Origin of the sequence: Streptomyces sp. NPDC102406 (genome assembly GCF_044765725.1) — a bacterium.
Lineage (GTDB): Bacteria > Actinomycetota > Actinomycetes > Streptomycetales > Streptomycetaceae > Streptomyces.
Window position 1 is genome coordinate 501463 of the sequence record NZ_JBIWKP010000002.1, and the last position, 25562, is coordinate 527024.

Annotated in this window: 21 protein-coding genes; 12 read left to right on the forward strand and 9 right to left on the reverse strand. The window is 73.2% G+C overall.

Annotated features, from left to right (window positions below; genetic code table 11):
- Positions 1–126: 126 nt before the first annotated feature.
- The gene (locus ACIRF8_RS10890; RefSeq protein WP_404213203.1) at positions 127–624 is read right to left on the reverse strand and encodes a peptidylprolyl isomerase; all 498 of its coding nucleotides are present in this window, start codon (positions 622–624) and stop codon (positions 127–129) included.
- An 837-nt stretch (positions 625–1461) separates the two neighbouring features.
- On the opposite strand from ACIRF8_RS10890, the gene ACIRF8_RS10895 reads away from it, so the two are divergent.
- The 5 genes from ACIRF8_RS10895 to ACIRF8_RS10915 all read left to right on the forward strand — a co-directional run bounded on the left by ACIRF8_RS10895 (position 1462) and on the right by ACIRF8_RS10915 (position 5869).
- On the forward strand, positions 1462–3129 hold the full coding sequence (locus tag ACIRF8_RS10895; protein ID WP_404213205.1) for an ATP-binding protein: 1668 nt from the start codon (positions 1462–1464) through the stop codon (positions 3127–3129).
- Positions 3130–3233: 104 nt separating this feature from the next.
- Entirely contained in the window at positions 3234–3653 is a 420-nt protein-coding gene (locus ACIRF8_RS10900) for a roadblock/LC7 domain-containing protein (protein ID WP_404213207.1), read from the forward strand.
- Positions 3650–4009, forward strand: a complete 360-nt coding sequence (locus tag ACIRF8_RS10905; protein ID WP_404213209.1) for a DUF742 domain-containing protein — start codon at positions 3650–3652, stop codon at positions 4007–4009. Before ACIRF8_RS10900 ends, ACIRF8_RS10905 begins: the two co-directional genes overlap by 4 nt.
- Complete coding sequence (locus tag ACIRF8_RS10910) at positions 3990–4604, forward strand: GTP-binding protein (protein ID WP_404213211.1); 615 nt, start codon at positions 3990–3992, stop codon at positions 4602–4604. The genes ACIRF8_RS10905 and ACIRF8_RS10910 overlap by 20 nt, the downstream gene beginning before the upstream one ends.
- On the forward strand, positions 4601–5869 hold the full coding sequence (locus tag ACIRF8_RS10915; RefSeq protein WP_404213213.1) for a cytochrome P450: 1269 nt from the start codon (positions 4601–4603) through the stop codon (positions 5867–5869). The genes ACIRF8_RS10910 and ACIRF8_RS10915 overlap by 4 nt, the downstream gene beginning before the upstream one ends.
- A gap of 41 nt (positions 5870–5910) precedes the next feature.
- Here ACIRF8_RS10915 and trpS read toward each other — a convergent pair whose 3' ends face one another.
- The 3 genes from trpS to ACIRF8_RS10930 form a co-directional block, all read right to left on the reverse strand.
- Positions 5911–6945 (reverse strand): tryptophan--tRNA ligase, encoded by a 1035-nt coding sequence (trpS, locus tag ACIRF8_RS10920; protein WP_404213215.1) that lies wholly within the window; start codon positions 6943–6945, stop codon positions 5911–5913.
- Positions 6946–7130: 185 nt separating this feature from the next.
- Positions 7131–8357 carry a cytochrome P450 gene (locus ACIRF8_RS10925; RefSeq protein ID WP_404213217.1) on the reverse strand — a complete coding sequence of 409 codons (1227 nt, stop codon included), beginning with the start codon at positions 8355–8357 and terminating at the stop codon, positions 7131–7133.
- 138 nt (positions 8358–8495) lie between these two features.
- Positions 8496–9536 carry an NAD(P)-dependent alcohol dehydrogenase gene (locus ACIRF8_RS10930; protein ID WP_404213219.1) on the reverse strand — a complete coding sequence of 347 codons (1041 nt, stop codon included), beginning with the start codon at positions 9534–9536 and terminating at the stop codon, positions 8496–8498.
- 476 nt (positions 9537–10012) lie between these two features.
- Here ACIRF8_RS10930 and ACIRF8_RS10935 point away from each other — a divergent pair, with 476 nt between their 5' ends.
- Both ACIRF8_RS10935 and ACIRF8_RS10940 read left to right on the forward strand, forming a co-directional pair.
- Complete coding sequence (locus tag ACIRF8_RS10935) at positions 10013–11245, forward strand: cytochrome P450 (RefSeq protein ID WP_404213221.1); 1233 nt, start codon at positions 10013–10015, stop codon at positions 11243–11245.
- Positions 11246–11250: 5 nt separating this feature from the next.
- A complete protein-coding gene (locus ACIRF8_RS10940; RefSeq protein ID WP_404213223.1) occupies positions 11251–11448 on the forward strand; it encodes a ferredoxin in 198 nt (65 codons plus the stop codon).
- 12 nt (positions 11449–11460) lie between these two features.
- Here ACIRF8_RS10940 and ACIRF8_RS10945 read toward each other — a convergent pair whose 3' ends face one another.
- Both ACIRF8_RS10945 and ACIRF8_RS10950 read right to left on the reverse strand, forming a co-directional pair.
- Complete coding sequence (locus ACIRF8_RS10945) at positions 11461–12336, reverse strand: universal stress protein (RefSeq protein WP_404213225.1); 876 nt, start codon at positions 12334–12336, stop codon at positions 11461–11463.
- A gap of 59 nt (positions 12337–12395) precedes the next feature.
- Positions 12396–13694, reverse strand: coding sequence for a hypothetical protein (locus ACIRF8_RS10950; RefSeq protein WP_404213228.1), 1299 nt, complete (start codon positions 13692–13694; stop codon positions 12396–12398).
- A 282-nt stretch (positions 13695–13976) separates the two neighbouring features.
- Between ACIRF8_RS10950 and ACIRF8_RS10955 the strand changes: the two genes are divergently transcribed.
- Positions 13977–16385, forward strand: coding sequence for a GH92 family glycosyl hydrolase (locus tag ACIRF8_RS10955; RefSeq protein ID WP_404213230.1), 2409 nt, complete (start codon positions 13977–13979; stop codon positions 16383–16385).
- Between the two features lie 39 nt (positions 16386–16424).
- Here the strand turns inward: ACIRF8_RS10955 and ACIRF8_RS10960 are convergent, their stop codons facing one another.
- Positions 16425–17900: an FAD-binding oxidoreductase gene (locus ACIRF8_RS10960; protein ID WP_404213232.1), complete on the reverse strand. Its 1476-nt coding sequence runs from the start codon at positions 17898–17900 to the stop codon at positions 16425–16427.
- A gap of 97 nt (positions 17901–17997) precedes the next feature.
- The gene (locus ACIRF8_RS10965; RefSeq protein ID WP_404213234.1) at positions 17998–18447 is read right to left on the reverse strand and encodes an ATP-binding protein; all 450 of its coding nucleotides are present in this window, start codon (positions 18445–18447) and stop codon (positions 17998–18000) included.
- A gap of 162 nt (positions 18448–18609) precedes the next feature.
- Between ACIRF8_RS10965 and ACIRF8_RS10970 the strand changes: the two genes are divergently transcribed.
- Positions 18610–20562, forward strand: a complete 1953-nt coding sequence (locus ACIRF8_RS10970; protein WP_404213236.1) for a hypothetical protein — start codon at positions 18610–18612, stop codon at positions 20560–20562.
- A 509-nt stretch (positions 20563–21071) separates the two neighbouring features.
- Positions 21072–22445, forward strand: a complete 1374-nt coding sequence (locus ACIRF8_RS10975; protein ID WP_404213238.1) for a cryptochrome/photolyase family protein — start codon at positions 21072–21074, stop codon at positions 22443–22445.
- On the opposite strand, the gene ACIRF8_RS10980 is transcribed toward ACIRF8_RS10975, so the two are convergent.
- Positions 22420–23400, reverse strand: a complete 981-nt coding sequence (locus ACIRF8_RS10980; RefSeq protein ID WP_404213240.1) for a MerR family transcriptional regulator — start codon at positions 23398–23400, stop codon at positions 22420–22422. The two genes, ACIRF8_RS10975 and ACIRF8_RS10980, sit on opposite strands and share 26 nt — an antisense overlap.
- Positions 23401–23555: 155 nt before the next feature.
- On the opposite strand from ACIRF8_RS10980, the gene ACIRF8_RS10985 reads away from it, so the two are divergent.
- Together ACIRF8_RS10985 and ACIRF8_RS10990 are read left to right on the forward strand one after the other, a co-directional pair.
- Positions 23556–24161 carry an RNA polymerase sigma factor gene (locus tag ACIRF8_RS10985; protein WP_404213242.1) on the forward strand — a complete coding sequence of 202 codons (606 nt, stop codon included), beginning with the start codon at positions 23556–23558 and terminating at the stop codon, positions 24159–24161.
- Positions 24162–24317: 156 nt separating this feature from the next.
- Positions 24318–25550: a GNAT family N-acetyltransferase gene (locus ACIRF8_RS10990; RefSeq protein WP_404213244.1), complete on the forward strand. Its 1233-nt coding sequence runs from the start codon at positions 24318–24320 to the stop codon at positions 25548–25550.
- Positions 25551–25562 lie beyond the last annotated feature (12 nt).

A 25562-nucleotide genomic window follows, 5' to 3' on the forward strand; every position in this document is an offset into this window, starting at 1 on the left:
CACTGATGCGGTGACCGAGACCCTAACCCGGTCCGCCCGTCGGGGAGTTGGGCCGGTGCTCTGCTTTCGTGCCAAAAGCCGGGGCCCCCGCCTGTGCGGCGGGGGCCCCGGCTTCGGGTGGGCCGATCAGAGCTGGCCGGACTCGGCAATCGTGATCTTGGCCGAGGTGGCGCCGCTGCGGGAGCCGAGGGCCTCGATCTTCTTCACGAGCTCCATGCTCGACTCGTCCGCGACCTCGCCGAAGACGACGTGCTTGCCGTCGAGCCAGTCGGTGACGATGGTCGTGATGAAGAACTGCGAGCCGTTGGTGTTCGGCCCCGCGTTGGCCATGGAGAGCAGGCCCGGCTTGGTGTGCTTGAGCTGGAAGTTCTCGTCGGCGAACTTCTCGCCGTAGATGCTCTTGCCGCCCGTGCCGTTACCGGCGGTGAAGTCGCCGCCCTGGAGCATGAACTGCGGGATGACACGGTGGAAGGAGGAACCGGCGTAGCCGAAGCCCTTCTCGCCCGTGCACAGCGCGCGGAAGTTCTCCGCGGTCTTCGGGACGACGTCCTCGAAGAGGTTGAACGTGATCCGCCCGGCGGGCTCGTCGTTGATCGTGATGTCGAAGTAGGTCTTGATTGCCATGCCGCAATCCTTGCATCACGCCCCACGGATCGCCGACTCGGCCCGACGACACGGCCATGTCAGTACGTTCTGTGACGATACTCTTCCGGAACGCGACGGAACCGGCACGAGAAAGGCCCCGCCGCCTCACAGGGGGGGAGAGGAGGCGGCGGGGCCACAGGCTCGAGCGCCCGGGGGGGGTGGGCTGCTTGAGCTGCTCTGCCTTGCTGGTGCCCGGGATCGGCCGGAGCATGCACGGCTCATGCCGACTTTCTTTCCGTGACTTTCCGTGACGGCCGCCTACGGGAGGAAGCGCGGGCGGAAGACAGGGGCGGAAGCCGGACGACGATGGCTGAAACCTTTCGGCGACAGGCGTGCCGAGACGCCCCGGGACACGGGGCGACCGGCGCGCGCGGCCCGCCGGACGCCCGGACCGCACCCCCTCGGGGAAACGAGTCCCACGCGGCGGCTCAGGGCGCGCCACGGAGGCCAGCGCCCTTCCCTGCTGGTGAGCGGGGCCGGGTGGAGCGGACCGCTCGGCGGAGGCGGACGACACCCGGCGGCTTCGGCGACTCGTGACGGCCCCGCGGACGGGCGTGCGGCCCCCCGCGCCTGTGGCAAGATCCACCGATCAGCCACTAACATGCTCCGGCCGAACGACGGCGAGTTCGCGACGAAGTCGCCGGCCGGGCCAACTGCCCGGCTTGTCCGGTCTTCTCGGCGCGCGGCATGACTAGCATGAACGTTCATACCGTCCGGAAGATCGGCGTCCCCTTCGGCGTCCTCTGACCGGATCTGCCGCCGGCCCGGCCGGTCGGCTCGTCGCTTCCCGCACTCAAGGACCGAGGGACCCGCGGAATGTCAGTGCCTGCACCTCCCCGCCCGCACGCGACGGCCAGGACGGGGCGCTCCTCGCTCGGCGCGGCACTCGCCGTGCTCGTGGTGGCCGCCGCCGCCGCGGGCGCCGCGGCGGCCCTCGCCCCGTCGGCGGCCCGCACCTGGGCGGTGTGGACGGCCGCGACCGCCTGGGTCTGCCTGGCCGCGGCCGTCGTGACGGGCGCCGTCCTGCTCGGCCGCGCCCGGCGCGAGGCCGCCCGCGCCCGGCAGGAGCTGGCCCAGGCCCAGGGCCGGTTGACGCACCAGGCGGCGGAAGCAGCCCAGTTGGTGAACGTGACGCTGCCCGGCGTCGTGCGGCAGCTCCGGGAGACCGCGAGCACCGGCCCGACGACGGTGCCGTCCGACCCCCAACTGCGCCGTCTGCTGGACGAGTTCACCGCGGCCGTCGAGACGTCCGTACGGGAGGCCGTGCACGCCGCGGCCGAGCGCGACGCGGCCCGGGGCGAACTGGAGCGCGCGGGCGTCGAGTTGGAGCGCCTCACGGCGGAGACGTTCCCCGCCGCGGTGGCGCGGCTGCGGGAGGGTTCGTCCGCCGACACCGTCCTCGCCGAGCTGGACTGGCCGCAGAACCCGCTGCTGCGCGTTCCGGCCGAGGGGTTCCTGCGGGAACTCGCGCGCAGCGAGCGGCGCGCCGCCGCCGCCCAGGCCGCCTCGGCGAAGGCGCTCAGCCGGGTCCAGGCCAAGGCGGTGAGCATGCTGGCCGACCTGCGCGGCATGCAGGAGCGGCACGGCGAGGAGGTCTTCGGCGATCTGCTGCGCCTGGACCACTCGACCTCCCAGCTCGGCCTGATGACCGACCGTCTCGCCCTGCTCATGGGCGGCCGCTCCAGCCGCGCCTGGAACAAGCCGATCGTCATGGAGAGCGTCCTGCGCGGCGCCGTCGGCCGGATCGCCGCCTACCAGCGGGTGCGGCTGCACTGCGCCACGGACGCGGCGATCGCCGGGTTCGCGGCCGAGGGCGTGATGCACCTGCTGGCCGAACTGATGGACAACGCGGCGAACTTCTCGCCGCCCATCGACGAGGTGCACGTCTACGTCGAGGAACGCTCCGCGGGGCTCGTCGTGACCATCGAGGACAGCGGCCTGAAGATGGCCGCCGCGGCGATGCGCCGCGCGGAGCAGGCGGTGTCGGGGCAGGTCACCGACCTGGCGTCGCTCCAGGGCACCCGCCTCGGGCTCGCCGTCGTCGGCCGGCTCGCCGCGAAGTACCGCATCGACGTGAACTTCCGCCCCTCCTCGCGGGGCGGCACCGGCGTCGTGGTCCTGCTGCCGCCCCAGCTCCTCGCCCAGCAGCGGGACGTCGTGCAGCCCCTCGCCGTGCCGGCACCGCGCCCCGCCCCGGCGGAGACGCACGAGCGCGCCGATCACACCGGGCCCGCCGCGGCCGGCGTGGTCGGTGAGGCCGCAGGTGCGGGCGAACCCCGGCCCGCGCAGCCGGCCGCCGCCACCCCCGGCGGACTGCCGGTGCGCCCGCCCGGCCGCACCATGGCCGCCGCCGAGCAGGAGCGCGAGCGGCCGGCCCCTACGCCCGCACCCGAACGGGCCGTGCAGCCCGGCCGGGACGCGGGCTCCCGCTTCGGCGCTTTCCACCGCGGCCGCAAGGCCAAGGACGGCGACCGGCCCGCGTAGGCCGCGGCCCGCTTCGAGATCCCCCGACCCCCCGCTCGACACCGTGAGATTGGAGGCACGGGCGGTGCCCGGAAGAACCGGACGCAGCTCCGCCCGACCCCACCATGCAGACCACTGACACCAGCCTGACCTGGCTCCTGGAGAGCCTGCTGGAGCGCACCCCCGGCACGCGGCACGCCCTCGTCCTCTCCCGGGACGGGCTGAAGCTGTGCTGGAGCGAGCATCTGCCCCTCGACCAGGCCGACCAGCTCGCGGCGATCTGCTCCGGCATCCAGGCCCTCGCCCAGGGCGCGTCGGTGGAGTTCGGCGACGGGACCGGCGGCGTACGGCACTCGATGACCGAGTTCCACGGCGGCCTGCTGTTCATCGTGGACGCGGGCGAGGGCGCGCATCTGGCGGTCGTCGCCGACGAGGACGCCGACCCGGGGGTCGTCGGCCACCAGATGACGGAACTGGTGGAGCAGATCGGGGAGCACCTGCGGGCCGAACCGCGCCAGACCCCCGCGGGGGGCGGCGCCTCGTGACGCGCCGGCCGGTGGACACCGGTGACCCGGACCGGCTCTACACGGTCACGGGAGGTCGCAGCCGCGCCGACGACACCTCGTTCGACCTGGTGACGCTGGTGGTCAGCGAGTGCGAGCCGGTCGCGGGGATGCAGTCGGAGCACGTACGGATCCTCGAACTGTGCCGACAGCCCGCGGCCGTGGTCGAGATCGCCGCCGAGCTGCGGCTGCCGATCACCGTCGTGCGGATCCTGCTCGGTGACCTGCTGGCCGGCGGCAAGGTCACCGCCCGTCATCCGCGCGCGGCGGCCGCCGTCGCGGAACTCCCCGATTCCGCCCTTCTCAAGGAGGTGCTCCATGGGCTCCGCAACCTCTGAACTGCCCGCGCGCACGCCGCTCGGCGCCCTCGCGGACACCGGCCTGAAGATCGTCGTGGTCGGCGGGTTCGGAGTCGGCAAGACCACGCTGGTCCGCTCCGTCAGCGAGATCCGGCCGCTCAACACCGAAGAGGTGATGACGCAGGCCGGGGTCGGCGTCGACGAGACGACGGGCGTGGCGGCGAAGACCACCACCACCGTCGCCTTCGACTTCGGCCGCATCAGTCTCAACGACCGCATGGTGCTGTATCTGTTCGGCGCTCCGGGCCAGGAGCGGTTCTGGTACCTGTGGGACCGGTTGTTCTCCGGGACGCTGGGGGCGGTCGTCCTCGTCGACACGCGCCGCATGGACGACTCCTGGTACGCGATCGACCGCCTGGAGCACCACGGCACACCGTTCGTGGTGGCGGTCAACCGGTTCGACGACGAACCGGTGCGCCACTCCCTCGACGAGATCCGGCAGGCCCTCGCGCTGCCGGAACACGTGCCGATGGTCGACTGCGACGCCCGCGTCCGCTCGTCGGGCAAGGACGTGCTGATCACCCTCGTGGACCACCTCTACGCACTGGCCATGGCCCAGGAGACGACACCGTGACCGAGCAGAGCCCGCCCACCCCGGCCCCTTCGCCCGCGCCCGCCGGCTGCCCCGCGCACACGGGCGCGGTCCCGCTGAGCGGCCTGGAGTACCAGCAGACGCCCTCGCAGCTCTACCGCTCGCTGCGCCGGGAGCACGGTCCGGTCGCGCCGGTGCTGCTCGACGGGGACGTGCCCGCATGGCTGGTCCTCGGGTACTCCGAGGTGAGCTACGTGACCGCGCACGACGAGCTGTTCGCGCGGGACTCGCGGCGCTGGAACCAGTGGGAGAACATCCCCGCGGACTGGCCGCTGCTGCCGTTCGTCGGCTACCAGCCCTCGGTGCTGTTCACGGAGGGCGCGGAGCACCAGCGGCGCGCCGGGGTGATCACGCACGCCCTGGAGCAGGTCGACCAGTTCGAGTTGGCCCGGGACTGCGGGCTCATCGCCGACCGGCTGATCTCCGGGTTCGCGGGCAGCGGGCAGGCCGAGCTGATGGACGCGTTCACCCACCCGCTGGCGATGACGGCCGCGGTGCAGATGTGCGGGATGCCGCACGCGGGCACGGACACCCAGGACCTGGTCGACGACCTGAAGATCTCGCTGGACGCCGCCGAGGGCGACGACCCGGTGGCGGCGTACGTGCGGGTCGGCGAGCGGATCCAGCGGCTGGTCAAGGAGAAGCGGGAGCGGCCCGGCGCCGATGTCACCTCGCGGATGATCCAGGACCCGGCGGGGCTGAGCGACGAGGAGATCGTGCAGGACCTGATCTCGGTGATCGCGGCGGCGCAGCAGCCGACGGCGAACTGGATCTGCAACACGCTGCGGCTGCTGCTGACGGACGAGCGGTTCGCCCTGAACGTGTCGGGCGGGCGGCTCAGTGTCGGCGAGGCGCTGAACGAGGTGCTGTGGCTGGACACGCCGACGCAGAACTTCATCGGGCGCTGGGCGGTGCGTGACACGCAGTTGGGCGGGCGGCAGATCCGGGCGGGCGACTGCCTGGTGCTCGGGCTCGCGGCGGCCAACACGGACCCGCAGATCTGGCCGGAGTCCCATGTGGGCGCGGAGAACGCGGCGCACCTGTCGTTCAGCAACGGTGAGCACCGCTGCCCCTACCCCGCTCCCCTGCTGGCCGACGTGATCGCGCGGACGGCCGTGGAGACGCTGCTCGACCGGCTGCCCGACCTGGTCCTCGGGGTGGACCCGGCGGAGCTGACGTGGCGGCCGTCGATCTGGATGCGGGGTCTGACGTCGCTGCCGGTCAGCTTCACGCCCGTCGTGCAGTGAGGCGCTGTGCGCCCGCGCGGCGGGTGCACAGCGGCTGTCCTTCAGTGGTAGTCGGCGTTCATCGCGGCGCGCACCTCCTTCAGGGTCGCCTCGGCGATCGCCCTGGCCCGCTCGTTGCCCGCCTTGAGGACGTCCCTGACCAGGCCGCGGTCCTCGGCGTACGCCGCGCGGCGGGCGCGGATCGGGGCGAGGCGGGTGTTGACGGCCTCGGTGACGCGCCGCTTGAGGGCGGCGGCTCCCCCGTCGCCGATCTCCTCGGCCACCCGCCAGGGGTCGCCGCCTTCGCACAGCGCGGCGAGCAGGACGAGTGAGGATACCTCGGGGCGAAGCTCCGGTTCGTAGGTGATGCGGCGCCGGGAGTCGGTCTTGGCGCCGCGGACGAGCCGGGCGGTCTCGTCGGCGTCGGCGGCCAGGGCGACGGCGTTGCCGCGGCTCTTGCTCATCTTGGTGCCGTCGGTGCCGAGCAGCAGCGGCGCGGTGGACAGCAGCGCCTCCGGCACCGGGAACACCGGTCCGCCCGCGCCGTAGCGCTCGTTGAAGCGGCGGGCGACGGTGCGGGTGATCTCCAGGTGAGGGAGCTGGTCCTGGCCGACGGGGACGAGGTTGCCCTTGCAGAAGAGGATGTCGGCGGCCTGGTGCACGGGGTAGGTGAACATCAGGCCGCTGACGGCCGCCTGGCGGGAGTGGGCGATCTCGTCCTTGACAGTGGGGTTGCGGCCCAGCTCGGCCACGGAGACGAGGCTGAGGAACGGCAGCAGCAGTTGGTTGAGGGCGGGCACGGCGCTGTGCGCGAAGATCGTGGACCGCTCCGGGTCGATCCCGACGGCGAGGTGGTCGAGGACCAGTTCCTCGACGTGTCCCGTGAGGTCGTCGGCGATGTCACGGTCGGTCAGGACCTGGTAGTCGGCGATGAGCACGAACGTCTCGACGCCGAGGTCCTGGAGCCTTACGCGGTTGTGCAGGGTGCCGAAGTAGTGGCCGAGGTGGAGGCGGCCGGTGGGGCGGTCGCCGGTGAGCACCCGGAACCGGCCGGGTTCCTCATGGACGCGCTTCTCCAGCTCGTCGGTGCTGTGCATGGTCTCTCCCTGGGGTCATGGCCGCCCTCGGGACGGCATGGCTTCCGGGGAAAGAGAGAAGAAGGGCCGTCCGGGGACGGCCCTTTGGTTCGTGCATGGCTGTGGCCGCCTCTAAGCGAGGCGCCACCAGCCAAGACACGAGAAGCGATGCATACGGCGAGCCTAACACCCGCCGGCCCGCCGGTTCAGGGTGCCAGCGGCGTGAACCGCACGGGCAGCGACTGCGGTCCCCGGGTGAACACGCCCTGCTCGACCGGGTCGAAGCCGTCCGCGAAGCGGATGTCGGGCATGGCGTCGAGCAACTGGTTCACCCCGATCTCCACCTCGGCCTTGGCGAGCAGCGCGCCGACGCAGAAGTGCCGCCCCAGGGCGAAGGCGAGGTGGTCGGCGGCGGCCGAGAACGCGGTCGTGGCCGTCAGGTCCTCGCGGAAGAGGTCGAAGCGGTCGGGGTCCCGGTAGCGGTCCTCGTCGCGGTTGGCGGCGCCGATGAGGCAGGTGACGGTGGCCCCGGCGGGGATCGTGCCGCCGCTGACCTCGACGTCGACCGCCGACTGCCGCATGATCATCTGGACGGGCGGGGTGTAGCGCAGGGTCTCGGCGAAGGCCCGCGGGATCAGCGAGCGGTCCTCCTGGACGGCGGCCAACTGCTCGGGGTGGGCCAGGAGGTTGGCGAAGATGCTGGCGATGGCCTTGTCGGTGGTCTCGCCTCCGGCGGCGAGCAGCAGGCTGCAGAACGCCTTGATGTCCTCGTCGCTCATGCGGACGCCGTCCACCTCGGCGGCGCACAGCGTGGACAGCAGGTCGTCGCCGAGGTTCTCGCGGCGCGCCCGGATGATCGGGATCATGTACTCGGCGAACTCGGCGCGGGTCCGCTCCCCCGCCGCCGCGACCTCCGGGTCCCCCGCCAGGTTGCCGAGGAAGGCGATGACGGCGGTGTACCAGCCGTGGAAGCGGGCGTGGTCGGCCTTGTCCAGGCCGAGCATGTCGGCGATGACGTTGACCGGGAAGCGGGTGGCGTAGTCACCGACGATGTCGGCGGCGCCGGTGGTGCGGAACTGGTCTATGAGCGCGCGGGAGTTGGCCTCGATGACCGGCAGGAACTTCTCCTGGAGGTCGCTGCCGCGGAAGGCCGGCGCGACCAGCGCGCGGCGCACCGCGTGCTCCCGGCCGCTGAGCTGGAGGATCGTCTTGCCGTGGACGGGTTCGAGCTGCCAGTCGTAGTTGTCGGTGGTGAACTGGGCCTGCTTGTCCTTGAAGACGCGTTCCACGTCGGCGTAGCGCGAGATGATCCAGCTCTGGGTGGCCTCGTGCCAGAAGAGGGGCGCGGTCTCGCGCATCGCGCGGTACGCGGGGTAGGGGTTCTCGGCGAACTCCGGCGAGAGGATGTCGGGGACCTGCGCGGCGGTGGACATGGAACTCCCTGAGTGGGTGACGGACGATCCGCCGCCAAGGCTATGGATCACCCGTCACCCGTAACAGCCCCCTCCGCGCCGACAGTTGAGCGCTGCACCAATGACGTGGCTGAAAAGCATCGGTCGGCGCGGCTTGTGTCAGCCGTTGGGCAGGATCACCGCGCGGCCGTTGATCTTGCCGTCGTGCAGGCGCTCGTACGCGAGGGGTGCCTCGTCGAGCGAGTACGTCTCGGTGTGCACGGAGACGGCCCCGGCCCGGGCGAGGTCGAGGACCTCGATGAGTTCGCCGCGGCTGCCCCAGTACGGGGCGGTGACGCTGACCTCGAAGTTGGTCAGGCCGAAGCCGACCGGCAGCGCGCCGCCGCCGATGCCGACGAGGGTGACGTCGCCCTCGACGGCGGCGACGGCGCCCGCGGTCTCCACGGTGGGCTGCACGCCGACGAAGTCGAGGACGACCTCGGCTCCGCGCCCGCCGGTCAACTCGCGGACCTTCCCCGCGGCCTCGGCGTTCGACAGGATCGCCTCGTGCGCGCCGACGGTGCGGGCGAGGGCGAGCTTGTCCTCGGAGACGTCGAGGGCGATGACGCGGGCCGCGGTCATGGCGCGGAGCAGTTGGATGGCGACGTGGCCGAGGCCGCCGGTGCCGATGACGACGGCGGTCGAGCCGGGCACCAGCTTGGGCAGCGAGCGCTTGATGGCGTGGTACGGGGTGAGACCGGCGTCGGTGAGCGGTACGGTGGCCACCGGGTCGAGCCCGTTGATCGGCACGAGGTGGCGCGGGTCGTCGACGATCATGTACTCGGCCATGGAGCCGGGGGCGCCCAGGCCGGGCGGGCGGATGCCGAGTTCGTCGGCGCGCAGGCAGTAGTTCTCCTTGCCCTGCGCGCAGTTGGCACAGGCGCCGCAGCCCCAGGGCCCGTAGACGGCGACGGAGTCGCCCTCCTCCAGGCCGCTCACGCCCGCACCCAGGCCGGCGACGGTGCCGACCCCCTCATGGCCGAGGGTCAGCGGCAGCTCGTACGGGAAGTTCTCCGCGGGCCAGCTCATGACGGCGATGTCGGAGTGGCAGACACCGGCGGCGGTGACCTTGAGGAGGACCTGTCCCGGACCTGGCTCCGGGTCGGGGACGGTGACGACCTCGGGTGCTGCCCCGACGGTCCGGTACTGAAGTGCCTTCATGGCTCGACTCCTTTGTCGCTCTCGCGGACCCCCGCGACTCCACCGTAACGCGTGTGCGTCCCAATGGGACACATGTCCCTCTGGGAATCATGTCTCAGTGGGACATGAGAAACGACAAAAAAGGACCCCGACCGTACGGGGGAGAACGGTCGGGGCCTTGGTTAAAAGTTTAACAGCTATTCGGCCGTGCTCCGCACACCTCCCACCTCCGGCCACGTGAGGTCGGACACGACCGGCGATTCCGGCCGTCGACGCGGACCGGCGACGGCCACCGCACCCCACGGCCGCCGCCCCGAGCTGAGCGAACGCGACCCGGGATCGAACACGTGCGAAAGGCACCGGCCAGATCCTCCGCCCGCCGGAACTGGCCGGTTGTGCCGTCGACCCGATAGATGCCCAAGGCATCCAATGGTCGGGAGGAGCGCGGAACCACCGGCTCCGCGCGTACGGACAAGCACTGCGAGGCGATCCGATCCATGACGCGATCCACGACGGAACCGGCCCTCCAGGACCACACCCCCGACCCGGCCGGGGTCCCCTTCCCCCAGGACCGGGGCTGCCCCTACCGACCGCCCTCCGGCTACGCACCCCTGCGCGAACAGGGCCCGCTCGGCCGCGTCACGCTCTACGACGGCCGCACGGTCCGGGTCGTCACCGGGCACGCCCTCGCCCGTGAGCTGCTCGCCGACCCGCGGCTGTCCAGCGCCCGCGAGCGAGCCGGCTTCCCCGCGACGACCGAACGGCTCGCGAAGACACGCGTGCGGCGCGTGGCCCTGCTCGGCGTGGACGACCCCGCGCACAACACCCAGCGCCGCATGCTGATCCCCGGCTTCTCGCTGAAGCGGATCGCCGCGCTGCGCCCGGGGATCCAGCAGACCGTCGACCGGCTCCTCGACGCGATGGAGCGGCAGGGACCGCCGACCGAACTCGTCGGGGCGTTCGCCCTGCCGGTGCCGTCCATGGTGATCTGCGCCCTCCTCGGCGTGCCCTACGCCGACCACGAGTTCTTCGAGGAGCGCTCACGACGGCTACTGCGCGGGCCCACGGCGGCCGACGTCGAGCGGGCCAGGACCGAACTGGAGACGTACCTCGGCGAACTGATCGACCGCAAGCGGCGCGACCCGGGCGACGGCCTCCTGGACGAGCTGATCCACCGCGAGTCGGCGGACGGGCCGCCCGACCGCGCGCAGTTGATCGATTTCGCGGTGATCCTGCTGGTCGCCGGGCACGAGACGACGGCGAACATGATCTCGCTCGGTACGTTCACGCTGCTGCGCCACCCCGCACAGCTCGCGGCGCTGCGGTCCGGCAGGACGACGCCGGCCGTGGTCGTGGAGGAACTGCTGCGCTACCTGTCGATCGCGGACGGGCTGCTGCGCGTGGCGACCGAGGATCTGGAGGTGGCCGGGGAGACGATCCGGGCCGGTGAGGGCGTCGTGTTCGCGACGTCCGTGATCAACCGGGACGAGGCGGCGTTCGCGGCGCCGGACGCCCTGGACTGGGACCGCTCGGCCCGCCACCACCTCGCGTTCGGTTTCGGCATCCACCAGTGCCTGGGCCAGAACCTCGCCCGCGCCGAACTGGAGATCGCGCTGCGCACCCTCTTCGAACGGCTGCCGGGACTCCGGCTCGCCGCCCCCGCCGAGGAGATCCCCTTCAAGCCGGGCGACACGATCCAGGGCATGCTCGAACTGCCCGTGGCATGGTGAGCGCCATGGGGATCGAGGTCGACAAGGAGCGCTGCGTGGGCGCCGGGATGTGCGCGCTGACGGCGCCGGACGTGTTCACGCAGGACGACGACGGATTCAGCGAGGTGCTCCCCGGCGGGGCCGAGCGGGCCGGGGAGCATCCGATGGTGAAGGAGGCGGTCCGGGCCTGCCCGGTGGGGGCGGTGAAGCTCACCGGAGGGTGACGGCCCCGTCCGTCACACGTGCGGCACCACGGCGACCGGGCACGGGGCGTGGTGCAGCACCGCGTGCGCGACCGAGCCGATCCGGGCGCCGACGGCGGTGCGGCGGGCGCGCCGCCCGACGACGAGGAGCTGGGCCCCCGGCGCCACCGAGAGCAGCACCTGACCCGCGCTGCCGATCTCGACGTGCTCGGTGACGGGCACGTCGGGAAACCGCTCGCGCCAGGGGGCGAGGGCCTCGCCGAGCGCCTTCCTCTCGTACGGCTCCATGCCGCCGGACTCGTCGAGCAGCTCCAGGGAGGCGGGGCTGTAGGCGAACACCGGGGGCAGGCTCCAGGCGCGTACCGCGCGGACGGCCGCCCCGCGGGCCGCCGCGGTGCGGAAGGCGAATTCGAGGGCGACGGCGCTGTCCACCGGGTCGCCCTCCTGCCCGACGACGACCTCGCGCCCGGCGGCCTCCGCGGACGCCTGGTCGTCGGCGCGGACCAGCACCACGGGCCGTTCGGTACGGGCGATGACCTGCTGGCCGACCGAGCCGAGCAGGAAGCCGAGGAGCGGGCCGTGGCCGCGCGAGCCGAGCGCGAGGAGTTCGGCGTCCCGGGCCGCGGCGAGCAGCGCCTCGGCGGCGCCGTCCTCGTCGAGGACGTCGGTGGTGACGGGGAGCCCGGGGTGCCGGTCGGCGATCTCCTGCTCGGTCTCCTCCAGGAGGTCCCGGGCCCAGCGGGCCTGCGCGTCCTCGTCGGCGGCGAGGGCGAGTACCTCCGGCGCGGGGGTCCCCACGTGCACCAGGCGCAGCGGCACCTCGTGCCGCACCGCCTCGCGCGCCGCCCAGGCAGCCGCCGCCGCGCTCTCGGGTGATCCGTCCACTCCCACGGTGATCGGCCGGGTCATGGGCCCTCCTTAGGTCCGTCGCTGCGTCACGTCCGCCGTCGTCTCCTGACGATCTTGCCTTACTCCGCCCTTCGCCCGTCGCCGGCCTTCTCCCCCTTTGCGGGCTTCTCGGGCTTCTCGGGCCGCAGGAAGCGGGACCAGCCTCCCTTCGGACGCTCCCCCACGTCCAGGGTGCGCAGTCTGGCGAGGACGGCGGGGTCCTGGGCGTCGAGCCAGTCGACGAACTGCCGGAAGGAGACGAGCCGTACGTCCTTCTCGTCGGCGATCCGCTTGAGCGCGTCCTCCACGGCGTCCATGTAGATGCCGCCGTTCCACTCCTCGAAGTGGTTGCCGATGAAGAACGGGGCCCGGTTCGTCTCGTAGGCGCGGCGGAACCCGGCCAGGTAGGCGTCGGTCGCCTGTTCGCGCCAGGCCGGGTAGTTGTGGGCGGGTGCCTTCGTGGAGTTCTTCGACTGGTTGGCGAGGATGTTGTAGTCCATCGACAGGACCTCGAAGCCGTGGCCGGGGAAGGGGATGCCCTGGAGCGGCAGGTCCCACACGCCCTGCTTCTTCTCCGGCCAGCGCTGCGTGCCGCCGGGGGACGAGGCGTCGTAGCGCCAGCCGAGTTCGCGGGCGACGGGCAGCAGGTTGTCCTGGCCGAGCAGGCAGGGCGTACGGCCGCCGACGAGTTCCTTGTCGTAGTCGAAGGGCAGCGAGGGGTGCTCGTGCCAGCCGGTGTTGGTGCGCCAGGTCTTGATGAAGGCCTGAGCCTGTTCGATCTCGCTGCGCCAGTGCGCCGCGCTCCAGTGGGCGACGGATCCCGGGCCGCCGCAGAAGTGCCCGTTGAAGTGCGTGCCGATTTCGTGGCCGTCGAGCCAGGCCTCGTGGACGTGGGTCAGCGTCTCCTTGACGTGTCCGTCGGTGAGGTAGCCGATGTCGGAGGCGCCTACCGGGTTGTTCGGCGGGTTGTAGAGGCGCTTCTTCGACTCGGGCAGGAGGTAGAGGCCCGTCAGGAAGAAGGTCATGTGGGCGTCGTGCTGCCGGGCCAGTTCCAGGAAGCGGGGGAACAGGCCGTTGCCGACCTCTCCCGCGCCGTCCCAGGAGAAGACGACGAACTGCGGTGGTGTCTGGCCGGCTTCGAGCGGGGTGGGCGCGCCGGGCTGGCGGGGCTGCGCACCGGTGTACGCGGTCGAGCCGTCGCCGATGAGCACGGGCGCCGCCTTCTTCCGCCCCGCGGGCCGTTCCGGGCGGCGGCCGGGTCCTGCCGGGGGCAGCTCCCCGTCCGCGTCGCCGCCGCATCCCGCGAGGGTCGTGGTGGCGGCGCCCAGGCCGATGCCGAGTCCCAGGCGTGCCGCGCCTCTGCGGCTGATTCCACTCATGCGCATCCTCATCCGCGCCGCTCAGGGCGCGTTCGTGTGCCCCCCGCACGGACAACGACCCCCGCACCGTAAATCCGATAAACCGACAAAACGCATATTTGGTGCGGCGTGCCGCGCGAAAGGGCCGTCAGAGGGCCGGGGCTCCACCGGGCTTCACCAGGCGTTCACCGCGGATGTGCGCGACGGCGTTCCGCCCGGGGGTGGGGCGATCTACGCTCGGCGGCGCCTCGACGGCATCCGCTGCGACTGCGGGTGTCCTGCCCCACCGAAAGGTTCCGCGACGTGTTCGACGTCCTGCCCAGACCCGCGGCGCTGCGCCGCACGGGAGCGCTCGGCCTGGCGACCGCTCTCGCCCTGACGCTGCCGGGCCCCCTCGCCTCGGCCGCGGCTCCCGCCGCCCGGCCCACCGCCTCCGTCGACCCGCTGATCGGCTCGACGAACGGCGGCAACACCTACCCGGGCGCCACCCGCCCCTACGGCATGATCGCGTGGTCGCCGACCAGCAGCACGGGCGACCAGACCAGCACCGGCGCCGCCAACGGGTACGAGTACAACGCCCGGCGGATCCGCGGTCTGAGCCTCACCCACGTCAACGGCGCGGGCTGCAATCCCGGCGCCGCGGGCGACGTTCCGATCATGCCGTTCGTCGGGGACGTCACCTCCTCGCCGTCCGCCGACACCAAGGACGCGGTGTACGCGTCGGACTTCTCGCACGACAACGAGCGCGCGGTGCCCGGCCGCTACACCCTCGGCCTCGACTCGGGCGCCGAAGCCGACCTGGCGGTGAGCCGGCGGGCGGGCGTCGCCGACTTCGCGTTCCCGGCCGACAAGCCGGCCTCGCTCCTGTTCCGCGTCTCGAACTCGCTCAACGGCAGCGAGGACGCGCACATCGACATCGACCGCGCGCACCGCAAGGTCACCGGCTGGGTGCTGACCGGCGCGTTCTGCGGACGCCGGGCCAACGGCGGCGTCAACAACCGCAAGAGCTATTACAAGCTGTACTTCAGCGCCTCCTTCGACCGCGCCTTCTCCTCGTACGGCACCTGGCGGGACGCCACCCTCTCCCCCGGCTCGACCAGCGCGGACGGCGGCGAGGGGTACGCGACCGGCGCCGAGCGCGCGGGCCGCGGCTCCGGCGGCTGGGTCGGCTTCGACACCGCCTCTGACAACGATGTCCACGTGCGGCTCGGAATCTCGTACGTCTCCCTCGCGGGCGCCGAGACGAACCTGCGCGAGGAGATCGCGCCGCGGGCGAGCGTCGACGACGTCGCGGCTCGGGCGAGCCGCGCCTGGGACCGGGAGCTGAACTCGGTGCGGATCGAGGGCGGCAGCGAGGCGCGGCGCACCGCCTTCTACACGGCGCTCTACCACTCGCTGATGCAGCCCAACATCATCAGCGACACCGACGGCCGCTACCCCGGCATGGACGGCGAGCCGCACCGCCTCGCCCGCGGACAGAAGGCCCAGTACAGCAACTTCTCGGGCTGGGACCAGTACCGCGCCCAGATACAACTGCTCGCCCTGCTCAAGCCCGAGGTCGCCGGGGACTTCGCCCAGTCCCTCCTCAACTTCGCGCGGCAGAACGACGGGGTCTGGGACCGCTGGGTGCACATCAACGGCGCGACCCATGTGATGACCGGCGACCCGACGGCGGCGACGCTCGCGACGTTCTCCGCGATGGGCGTACGCAACTTCGACGACGAAGCCGCCTTCGACTCCCTGGCCCGCCAGGCCACCGAGCCGCGCGACGAAGGGCTCTCCGACGCGGGCTGCCCCGGCCAGTGCGTCGGCCAGCGCCCCAACCTGGCCCAGTACCTGAGCTCCCACTACGCGGCGCAGGACGCCTGCCACTGCTGGGGCGGCGCCGCCGAGACGCTGGAGGACTCGGTCGCCGACGCCGCGCTCGGCTCCTGGGCGAAACTGCTCGGCCGCGACCGGCAGGCCGCCTACTTCACCGAGCGCGGCACCTGGTGGCGCAACGTCTTCAACCCGGCCACCGGCTACGTCCAGGCCCGCAACCTGGACGGGTCGTGGGTGACCCCGTTCGACCCGGGCAGCGACCGCGGCTTCGCGCAGGGCACGAGCGCCACGTACACCTGGATGGTGCCGCAGGACGTGCAGGGCCTCGCCGCCGCGATGGGCGGCCGCGAGGCCGCGGCGACCCGGCTCGACGGGTTCTTCCACAAGGCGGACGGCTCGTGGTCGGTGAAGGGCGGCGACGCCCTGCGCTACGACCCGACCAACGAGCCCGGTATCCACGCCCCGTGGCTCTACAACGCGCTCGGGCAACCGTGGAAGACGCAGGCCACCGTGCGCCGGATCGTCGACTCCGTGTACGGGACCGGTCCCACGGGCCTGCCCGGCAACGACGACCTCGGCACCATGTCGGCCTGGTACGTCTTCTCCGCGCTCGGCCTGTACCCGAAGGCACCGGGCAGCGCCGATCTGCTGCTCGGTGCCCCGCTGTTCCCGCACGCCGTCGTGGACCGGCCGGGCCGCGACATCGTCATCGACGCGCCCGCCGCCGACGCCTCGCACCTGTACGTGGCGGGGGTGCGGCTCGACGGCCGTGACCACCCGCGCTCGTGGACGGACGCGGGCCTGCTGCGCCGCGGCGGCACGCTCACGTACCGGCTCGTCGAGCAGCCCGACACGCGCTGGGCCACCGCCCCGGCGGGTTTGCCGCGCTGACGTGACGCCCGGGGAGGTCCCGGTGCGGGAGGTCCTCGCTCAGTCCTCGCCGACGACCTTCCCCGGGTTGAACAGGTCCAGCGGATCGAGGGTCCGCTTCACCGCGCGCTGCACGGCGCAGACGGCGGGCCCCAGTTCGCTGCGCATGCCGCCGCGCTTGAGCAGGCCGACACCGTGCTCGCCGGTGACGGTGCCGCCCGCGGCGATCGCGGCCCCGAGCAGCTCCTCGAAGGCGGCCTGCGCGGCGACGCGGGCCGCCTCGTCGCCGGGCTCGGTGATCAGCAAAGGGTGCAGGTTGCCGTCCCCGGCGTGCGCGATGGTGGCGATGCGCACTCCGTGGCGGCGGCCGATCTCCTCGATGGTGGCGAGCATCCCCGGCACGGCGGAGCGGGGGACGCACAGGTCCTCGGTGAGGACGGGGCCGAGCCGCTCCAGCGCGGGGTAGGCGAGGCGGCGTACGTCGAAGAGGGCTTCGGCCTCGACGGCGTCGGTGGACTGCTCGGCCCACAGCGCCCCGGCCTCCTGGAAGGCGGCGGCGATGGCGGCGGCCTCGGTGGCGCCCGCGTCGCCCGCGGCATCGACACGGGCGAGCAGCATCGCCTCGGCGCCCGGTTCGATGCCCAGGTGTTTCCAGTCCTCGACGGCCTCCATGCAGGCGCGGTCGAGGAGTTCGAGGGCGGCGGGTTCGAGGCCGCGGCGAGTGACGAGGGCGACCGCGGCGCCCGCGGCGACGAGGCTGTCGAAGGCACCGACGACCGTGCGCGGTTCGGCGACGGGCGCGGGCCGCAGCCGCAGCGTGATCTCGGTGATGACGCCGAAGGTGCCCTCGGAGCCGACGAAGAGGCTGGTCAGGTCGTATCCGCTGACGCCCTTGGTGGTGCGTCGGCCGAGCCGGACCCGGCTGCCGTACTCGCCCGCGGGGCCGCCCATGACGACTTCGAGGCCGAGGACGTAGTCGCGGGTGACGCCGTACTTGAGGCAGCACAGTCCGCCCGCGTTCGTCGAGACGTTGCCGCCGATCGTGGACCAGGGGGCGCTGGCCGGGTCCGGCGGGTACCAGAGGCCGTGCTCGGCGACGGCGGCCTTCAGGTCGTTGTTGACGACGCCGGGCTGGACGACGGCGAGCAGGTTCTCGGTGTCGATCTCCAGGATGCGGTTCATCCGGGAGACGTCGAGGACGACGCAGCCGTCGACCGCGTTGGCACCGCCCGACAGGCCGGTGCCCGCGCCGCGCGTGACGACGGGTATGCGGCGCGCCGCGCACGCCCGGACCACGGCCGCCACCTCCTCGGCGGAACCGGCCCTGACCGCGGCGAGCGGACGGCCCGCGGGCGCCCACTCGGCGTCGTCGCGGCCGAGCGAGGCGAGCACGTCGGGGTCGGTGACGAGGGTGCTGTCCGGCAACGCGCCGACCAGTTCGCGCACCGCGTCCGCTGTGCCTGCCGTATGTGCCGAATCTGCCGTATGTGCCGTGTCTGCTGTGCCTGCCGTGTTGATGTCGTGCCTCCAGAGCATGTCCGTGTGACCGGCGAGTCCGCGGGGATGACTGCCGGACACCATGATGGAACGACCACGACGGGCCTCGGGGGGCGGCCCTGTTGCCCGAGGCTGCTCAGGTGGGGAGGGTGAGGACGGCCTTCACGCGCTTGCCGACCGGCACCCGTTCGACGGTGACCTCGGCGAGCATGTCCACGATCTCCAGGCCGTGACCGCCGATCCGTCCCGGGTCCCGGGGGTAGCGCCGTGGGACGGCGGCGCTGCTGTCGTAGACGGTGACCGCGATCTGCCGAGCGGTCCCCTCCAGCTCCAGGACGTACGGACCCGAGCTGTGCCGGTCCGCGTTGGTGACCAGCTCGCTGACGACGAGGAGCACGTCACCGGCTGCCTTGCGGTCCACCTCGACGCACCACTCCTGGGTGAGCTGCGCCAAGAACGTCTCCGCGAAGGTCCGGGCCCGCGCTATGCAGCCCGCCTCGCCGGAGTAGTGCGTCATCCGCCGCAGCGGCTCGACAGGCGTGTCGAAGCCAATTGGGATCACTGCCCCGTCCACATGCTCGATCATCCGCGTCTCTTTCGACCGGGCCTGTCTGGGTCAGGCCCCCGCAGGCATGCTGATACCCCGAGTCGGCCGGGGCAGTCCTACGGGATCGTGGTGTGACTGTCACACGGCACGGTCGTTTGAAGGGCGAAGCACTCCATGCCCCTCGACGCGGGAGATCCGCCCATGCCGACCCTTCGCCGCGGCCGACCGGTCCCGCGCACCCGAATGGCCACCGACCGGGCCGAGGCGGCCCTCGTCGAGCAGTACACCGCGCTCGTCCGCCTCGCCTATCTGACCCTCCCCGCCGCCCTCTCCCGCCACCGCAGGGTGCTCATGGCGCACGCGGCGGCGCAGCGTGCCCTGCCCGGCGCGCGGCCGGTCCGCGTACCGGGCCCCCGGACGGAAGCGGCCCCCGCCCGCACGGAGGACGCCCTGCGGGTACGGGTGCTGCGCGCCGCCCTCGCCGGGGCGCACCGCCCGACGGGCTGGCCCGCGGTGCTGCCGCCGCCCCGGGCGCTGATGCCCCGGCTGCCCCTGGTGTGGGGTCTGCGGTTGTTCCCGCGGGCCGGGGGCGCCGAGGAGATCGCCCTCGGGCAGGCGCTCGCCGGGGCGTCGGCGCCGGCCAGGGCCGCGTTCGTGCTCCGCCGGGTCGACGGCTTCCCGGCCGGGCGCACGGCCGCCCTGCTGGGAGCGGCCGGGGTCACGGACCCGGAGGCCGTCGTACGGGAGGCCGCCGCTCTGGACGCCGGGGCCGGTGCCCCCGCCGAGGCGCTGCTGCGCTCCCAGGAGTTCGACGCCTGCTCCGTGCAGACGCGGCCCACGGATCTGATCCGGCGGGGGCGCCGCAAGCGGGCGGCCTGGGCGGTGGGGGCGCTCGCGGTGATCACGGCGGTGGTGCTCACCGCGCCGGGCGGCGGGCACGACGAGCGGCCGGAGGTCAGGGCGGGCGCTGCGCGTGCGAGCGCCCTGGACGCCGGGCGGCTGTCGCGCGCGGCGGCGGACGAGTGGGCCGACACCTCCCGGGTCGACTTCACGGTCTGGCCCGCGCGGGGCGGCCGGGCCGACGACGAGGCGTTGCTGGCCCGTGCCCTGGACACCTGGGCGGCGCCCGCGGACACCGTCGCCGTGACGACGACCCCCGGCACCCCGGCGGACGCGCCGCCCCGCACGCCGCGGTTGCTGTTCGCCGGGAACGTCGACGGGCGCGCGGTGGTGCTGCTGACCGACGGCGACCGGCTGGCCCGCTACGGCGAGCCCGCCGACGGCGGCCGGGCCACGCTGGCCCTGGCCCGTGTGGACGACGCCGACGTGACCACCGCGGCGGCGGTGGTGCTGTCCCGCGAGGACGGCGCCGCCCGCTATCTCACCGCCCCGTGGATCTCGGAGGCGAACCGGCGCGATCTGTTGCGGCCCGACACTCCCGCGAAGCCGCTGCACGTGTCCCGGGACGGCGTGACCGACGCCGTGCCGGTCACCGGGGCGGGCGGCTGCTCCCGGCGCCCGGTGCTGCAACTGCGGTCGTCCGCGCGGATCGTGGAGCACCACGCGTTCCTCGTCGCGGATCTCGGCGGGCTCTCGCCCGTGCATCTCACATACACCCCGCTGCCCGGGCACGGCACGCCCCCGCCGCGCCAGCCGCGTGAGGCGACGAGCGGTACGGCCCTGCTGGCGTGGGCGCGCACCGCCTGCGGACTCGGGCCGTGGCGCGGGGGCGCGGTGCGTGCCGTGAACGCGTGGGACTTCGCCGAGCAGGAGCTCCCGGAGCGCGGCGGCCACGCGGTGTGGTCGTGCGCCCGCGCCTCGACCTGGCGCGGTCCGGGCGACGTGGCCCTGCTGCTGCGCACGCCCGCCTCGACCGCCGCCGCCCCCGCCCGGGTCGTCGCGCGGGCGCGGGACACGGCCGCCTGCAGCCGGTTCGGTCAGCATGTGGTGGCCTCCGCCCGGTGGACGTCGCCGAAGGGGCACGCGTACGTCGTGGCGGCGGGGAGCCGCGCGGTGACCCGGATCTCCGTGAGCGGCGCGGTGGAGGCGACGCGTCCCGGGCGCACGCTGGCCGTACGGGCGCCCGAGCGGGGCGCGGTACGAGTGACGGCCCGCCTGGACAACGGGGATCGGCTGCCTCAGGTCGGTTCCTGAGGCGACCGCGCCCGGGCCGGCGGAAAGCATCGAGCCCCCGTCCGGGCCGGACGGGGGCTCGACGGGGGCTGCTCGGCTCACCGCGCTGACCGGGCACGGGCCGACGCCCGGTCAGCCAGGTACGTCATTATCCCCGGCGACCACCAGGAACGCGTCCGAATCCAGGTCCATCACTACCCTCGCGGACCGCCCCTGAGCACGCAGCCGCGCGGCATACTCCTCCGCCGGCCAGGATCCACGGGGCGCCCCCGCGGGAAAACGTCGCAACACCTTCGTCCGCATATCGCCGACACCTCCACACCGTCCACACCGCACGGACGGTTCGCACCCGGTGACCGTCCGTTGTCCCTTGTGGTGCACATGCCCTCTCCTTGGGAGACCATGCACAGGAGCCCCCGGATGCCAGGGAAACCATGCATCCGTGCACGTCCCGGGGCAGGAAAGGTGGAAGGGGCCACGGGGTGCGATCCACCGGACACCCCTCCTTCGTCTCAGCCGGGAGTACTTCTGTGCGTGTCCGAGTCGTTCTGTTCACCGCCGACCTGCGCGTCCACGATCACCCACCGCTACGGGCGGCCCTGAACGCCTCCGACGCCGTGGTCCCGCTGTTCGTCCGCGACACAGGAATCCCCGCGACCGGCTACCTCGCGCCGAACCGGGAGGCGTTCCTCGCCGACTGCCTGCGCGACCTCGACGCGGGTCTTCGCCGGCGCGGCGGACGGCTCGTGGTCCGCTACGGGGACGTGGCGGAGGAGGTCGCGAAGGTCGTCACCGAGACGGACGCGTGTGCGGTGCATCTGGCGGGCGACGTCAGCGCCTACGCCCGGCGGCGCGAGGACCGGCTGCGGACCGCACTGCACGGCATCGGCTGCGAGGTGATCGTCCACGACGCGGTGGTCACCTGTGTGCCGCCCGGCGCGGTCACCCCGGCCGCCAAGGACCATTTCGCCGTGTTCACGCCCTACCACCGGCAGTGGGACCGGCAGCCCGTCCGCGCGGTGCACCGGGCGCCGCGCGCCGTCACCGTGCCCGACGGTGTCGGCTCGGAGCCGCTGCCCGGGCGGGACACGGTGCCCGGTGTGTCACCGGCTCTCGCCGAGGGCGGCGAGCGGGCGGGCCGGGCGCGTCTCGCCGCCTGGCTGCGCTCGGGGATCGCCGGGTACGGGGACCGGCACGACGACATGGCGGGCGACGCGACCTCCCGGCTCTCCCCCGATCTGCACTTCGGGACGGTCAGCCCGGTCGAGGCGGTCCACCGGGCGCGGGCGGCGGGCGGCCCCGGCGCGGAGGCGTTCGTACGGCAACTGGCCTGGCGGGACTTCCACCACCAGGTACTGGCCGCCCGCCCGGCCGCCGCGCACGAGGACTACCGCACCCGGCACGACCGGTGGCGCGAGGAGGGGTCGGCGCACCGGGAGATCGAGGCGTGGCGGCAGGGGCACACCGGATACCCGGTGGTCGACGCGGCGATGCGGCAACTGCGCCACGAGGGGTGGATGCACAATCGCGCCCGCCTGCTGACGGCGAGTTTCCTCACCAAGACGCTGTACGTCGACTGGCGCATCGGCGCCCGGCACTTCCTGGACCTCCTCGTCGACGGGGACATCGCCAACAACCAGATGAACTGGCAGTGGATGGCGGGCACCGGTACCGACAGCCGCCCCAACCGGGTACTGAATCCGGTGACGCAGGGCAAGCGGTACGACCCGGACGGGGCGTACGTGCGCCGGTGGGTGCCGGAGCTGGCGGGGCTGTCCGGTCCCGCGGCGCACGAGCCCTGGAAGCTGCCCGGCCGGGACCGGGCCGCCTACGACTATCCGGAACCGCTGCTCGAACTCGCCGACGGGCTCGACCGGTTCAGGCGTGCGCGGGAGCTGCGGTGAGTTCGGGGTAGAGCCGTGCGATGCCGGTCAGCGCCTCCGGCAGGGTCGACGGGCGCAGCGCGCCGCGTACCGTGCGCCCCGCCCAGCCCGGCCCGCCGAGCAGTACGGCGGGCTTGCCGCGGGCGCCGCGCACCCCCCATCTGGTCTCGGTGAGGTGGCGGGCCAGCGGCATGCTGGCGGTCGAGCGGGCCTGCGCCCACAGCACGACGACGCGCGGGCCGGTCCTGCGTACGGCGGCCGAGACCGCCTCGACCGGTACGGCCGCCCCGAACATCCTTTGCGGCAGGCCGAGTTCGCCGAGCGCGGCGCTGAGCGCCTCCAGGGGCAGACAGTGCTGTTCGGCCGGTACGCAGGCCAGGACGAGCGGCGGCACGCCTGCGGCGGAGGGCGCGAGGGCGCTGCGGTGCAGGACGCGCGAGACCTGGCAGGACAGCAGGTGTTCGACCTCGACGTAGCGGTCCCCGGCCTCCTCCCACTTGCGGCCGATCGCGTGCAGCACCGGCACCATCACGTCCTGCCAGGCGGCGACCAGGCCGTGCTTCGCCACCGCCTGGTCCAGCAGTTCGGCGACGGCTGCCATGTCGAGACGGGTGGCGGCCCGCGCCAGTCCCCTGCGCTCCCGTTCCAGCGTGGCCTCGGACGGCCTGGCCGTCGGCCTCCGCGGTCCCGGGACGGTGGCGGTACGACCGCTGTCCTGGCGTTTCCCGGCCAGCCGCGCGGCCTCGGCGGGCGGCAGCCCCGTCGCCGTGAGGCGGCACATCTCCTCGACCACCGCGACGTCCTGGGGGGACCAGCGGCGGTGGTGGCCCTCGGCCCGCTGGGCGGGCCCGAGCCCGTACCGCCGGTCCCAGGTGCGCAGGGTCGTCGGTGACACCCCGAGTCGCCGGGCGAGGGCGCCGGTGGTGACTCCGGGTTCCGTCGTCGGCATGCCGTTCCCGTCCCGTTTGTCGTCCATCGGCTCACGATACGACGCACAAACGACGCGAGTTGCGGGTCGACCGAGGCTGTTCCGAGGATGTCCGATCCATGGACGGAGAGGCGTCCCGGCCGTCCGGTTCCGTTCGGTAAAGGTCATGTCCGAGGGCGCGTCGAGGAGTTGACGAACTACTGATGAGCGCAGCGGCGCGACTGGACCCGCGGTCCGCGCACGAGTCGTCGAGGCCGGACGCGGCACAACTGGCCGATCTGTACCTGCGGTGGGGGCCCCTGGTGTTCCGGCTCGCCCGGCGGGCGCTGGGCAACAACCGGGACGCGGAGGACGTCACGCAGCAGGTGTTCCTCGCCGCGTGGCGCGGGCGGGCCGGGTATCGGCCCGAACGCGGCCCCGTGGGAGCCTGGTTGACCGGGATCGCCCGGCATCACATCGCGGACGCGCTGGCCTCGCGCACCCGCAGGACCGTCCTGCTCGACGGGCTGGCCACCGGACGCGCGGCGGTGGTGGAGGAGACCGACGCGGTGCTCGACCGGGTGCTGATCTCCCAGGAACTGGCCCGGTTGCCGGAGCCGCAGCGCACGGTCCTGTGGCTCGCCTTCTACGAGGACCTGACGCAGCCGCAGATCGCGGACCGCACGGGGTGGCCGCTGGGCACGGTCAAGAGTCACGCCCGGCGCGGCATGGGGCGGCTGCGGACGCGCCTTCGGGAACACGGAAGAAATCATGGACCGGGTGCATCCGACCGGGGCCGCGCACCGGAAGTGATGGACAGCCTCGTATGACCCGGCTCCCACGACGGCAAGGCGACCCGGACCCTGCCGCCCCACGTCCTCGACGGAGTCGGCGCCGCCGAGGCGCACCCCCGTGGGCGGCACCCTTTCGGACGCCGCCCACGGGGATACTCACCGGCACGGGCGACACGCCCTAAAGTCGTGATCATGACTGTCCGATCCGTGCAGATCCGTGAGCTTCCCGCATCCGACATCGAGCGCGCCCTCGCTCTCGCCTATCTGGTCTTCCACGAGTCGCCGGGGGACGAGCGGCGCAGGCACCACCGCGAGACGCTGGTCGACTGCCCGCGCATCGGTGCCTACGACGGCGAGGATCTGGTCGGATTCGCCGCCGCGCATCCCTTCTCGGTCTCCGTGCCCGGCGGCGGTGAACTCCCCTGTCCCGGCCTGACGTTCGTGTCGGTGGCCCCGACGCACCGGCGGCGCGGGGTGTTCGCCGGGATGATGGACGAGCTGTTCGCCCGTTGTGCGCGCGAGGGCGCCCCGCTGGTCGCGCTGTGGGCGTCGGAGTCCTCGATCTACGGCCGGTTCGGCTTCGGTCCCGGCGCGTACGGCACGAGCGTGCGGATCGACTCGCGGCAGCCGCTGGCGCTGCGCGCGACGCCCGACCCCCGCCCCCTGCGTCTGGTCGACCCGGACTCCGCGCCCGCGCTGCTGGGCCCCTACTTCGAACGGACGCGTGCGCGGCGGGCGGGCCGCCAGGCGCGTACGGAGGCGTGGTGGCGAAAGGAGCTGCTGGTCGAGAAGGACGAGGGCGACGACGCTCTGTCGCCGCCCCGGGTCGTCGCCCTGGGTGATCCCCTCGCCGGGTACGCGGTCTACCGCACCAAGCCGGGCGACGAGGACACCCGCACGCCGGGTCTGGTCCAGGTCGACGAGGTGGAGGCCGACGGTCCCGGGGAGGCCGCCGCGTTGTGGAGCTACTTGAGCGCGATCGACCTGACCGGCACCGTGCGGGCCTGGGGCCGGCCGGTGGACGACGTGCTGCTGTTGATCGCCGCGGACCGGGACCAGGTGCGGGTCACGGAGTCGTTCCCGTCGCTGTGGGTGCGCCTGGTCGATGTGCGGGCGGCGTTGGCGGCCCGTTCGTGGGCGGCGCCCGTGGACCTGGTGCTGGCGGTCCGGGACGAGCGGGTGCCCGCGAACGCGGGCCGGTTCCGGCTGATCGCGTCGCCGGACGGGTTCTCGTACGCGCCGACCGGGGACGACCCGGATCTGTCGTTCGACGCGCGCGATCTGGCGACGGCCTACATGGGGGCGACGCCGGTGCGGTCCCTGGTGCGGGCGGGGCTGGTAGGCGAGCACAAGCCGGACGCGGCGTCGATGCTCGACGCCGCGCTGTACACGGATCTGCTGCCCCACACGCTCGACGAGTTCTGAGAGCCCGCCCTG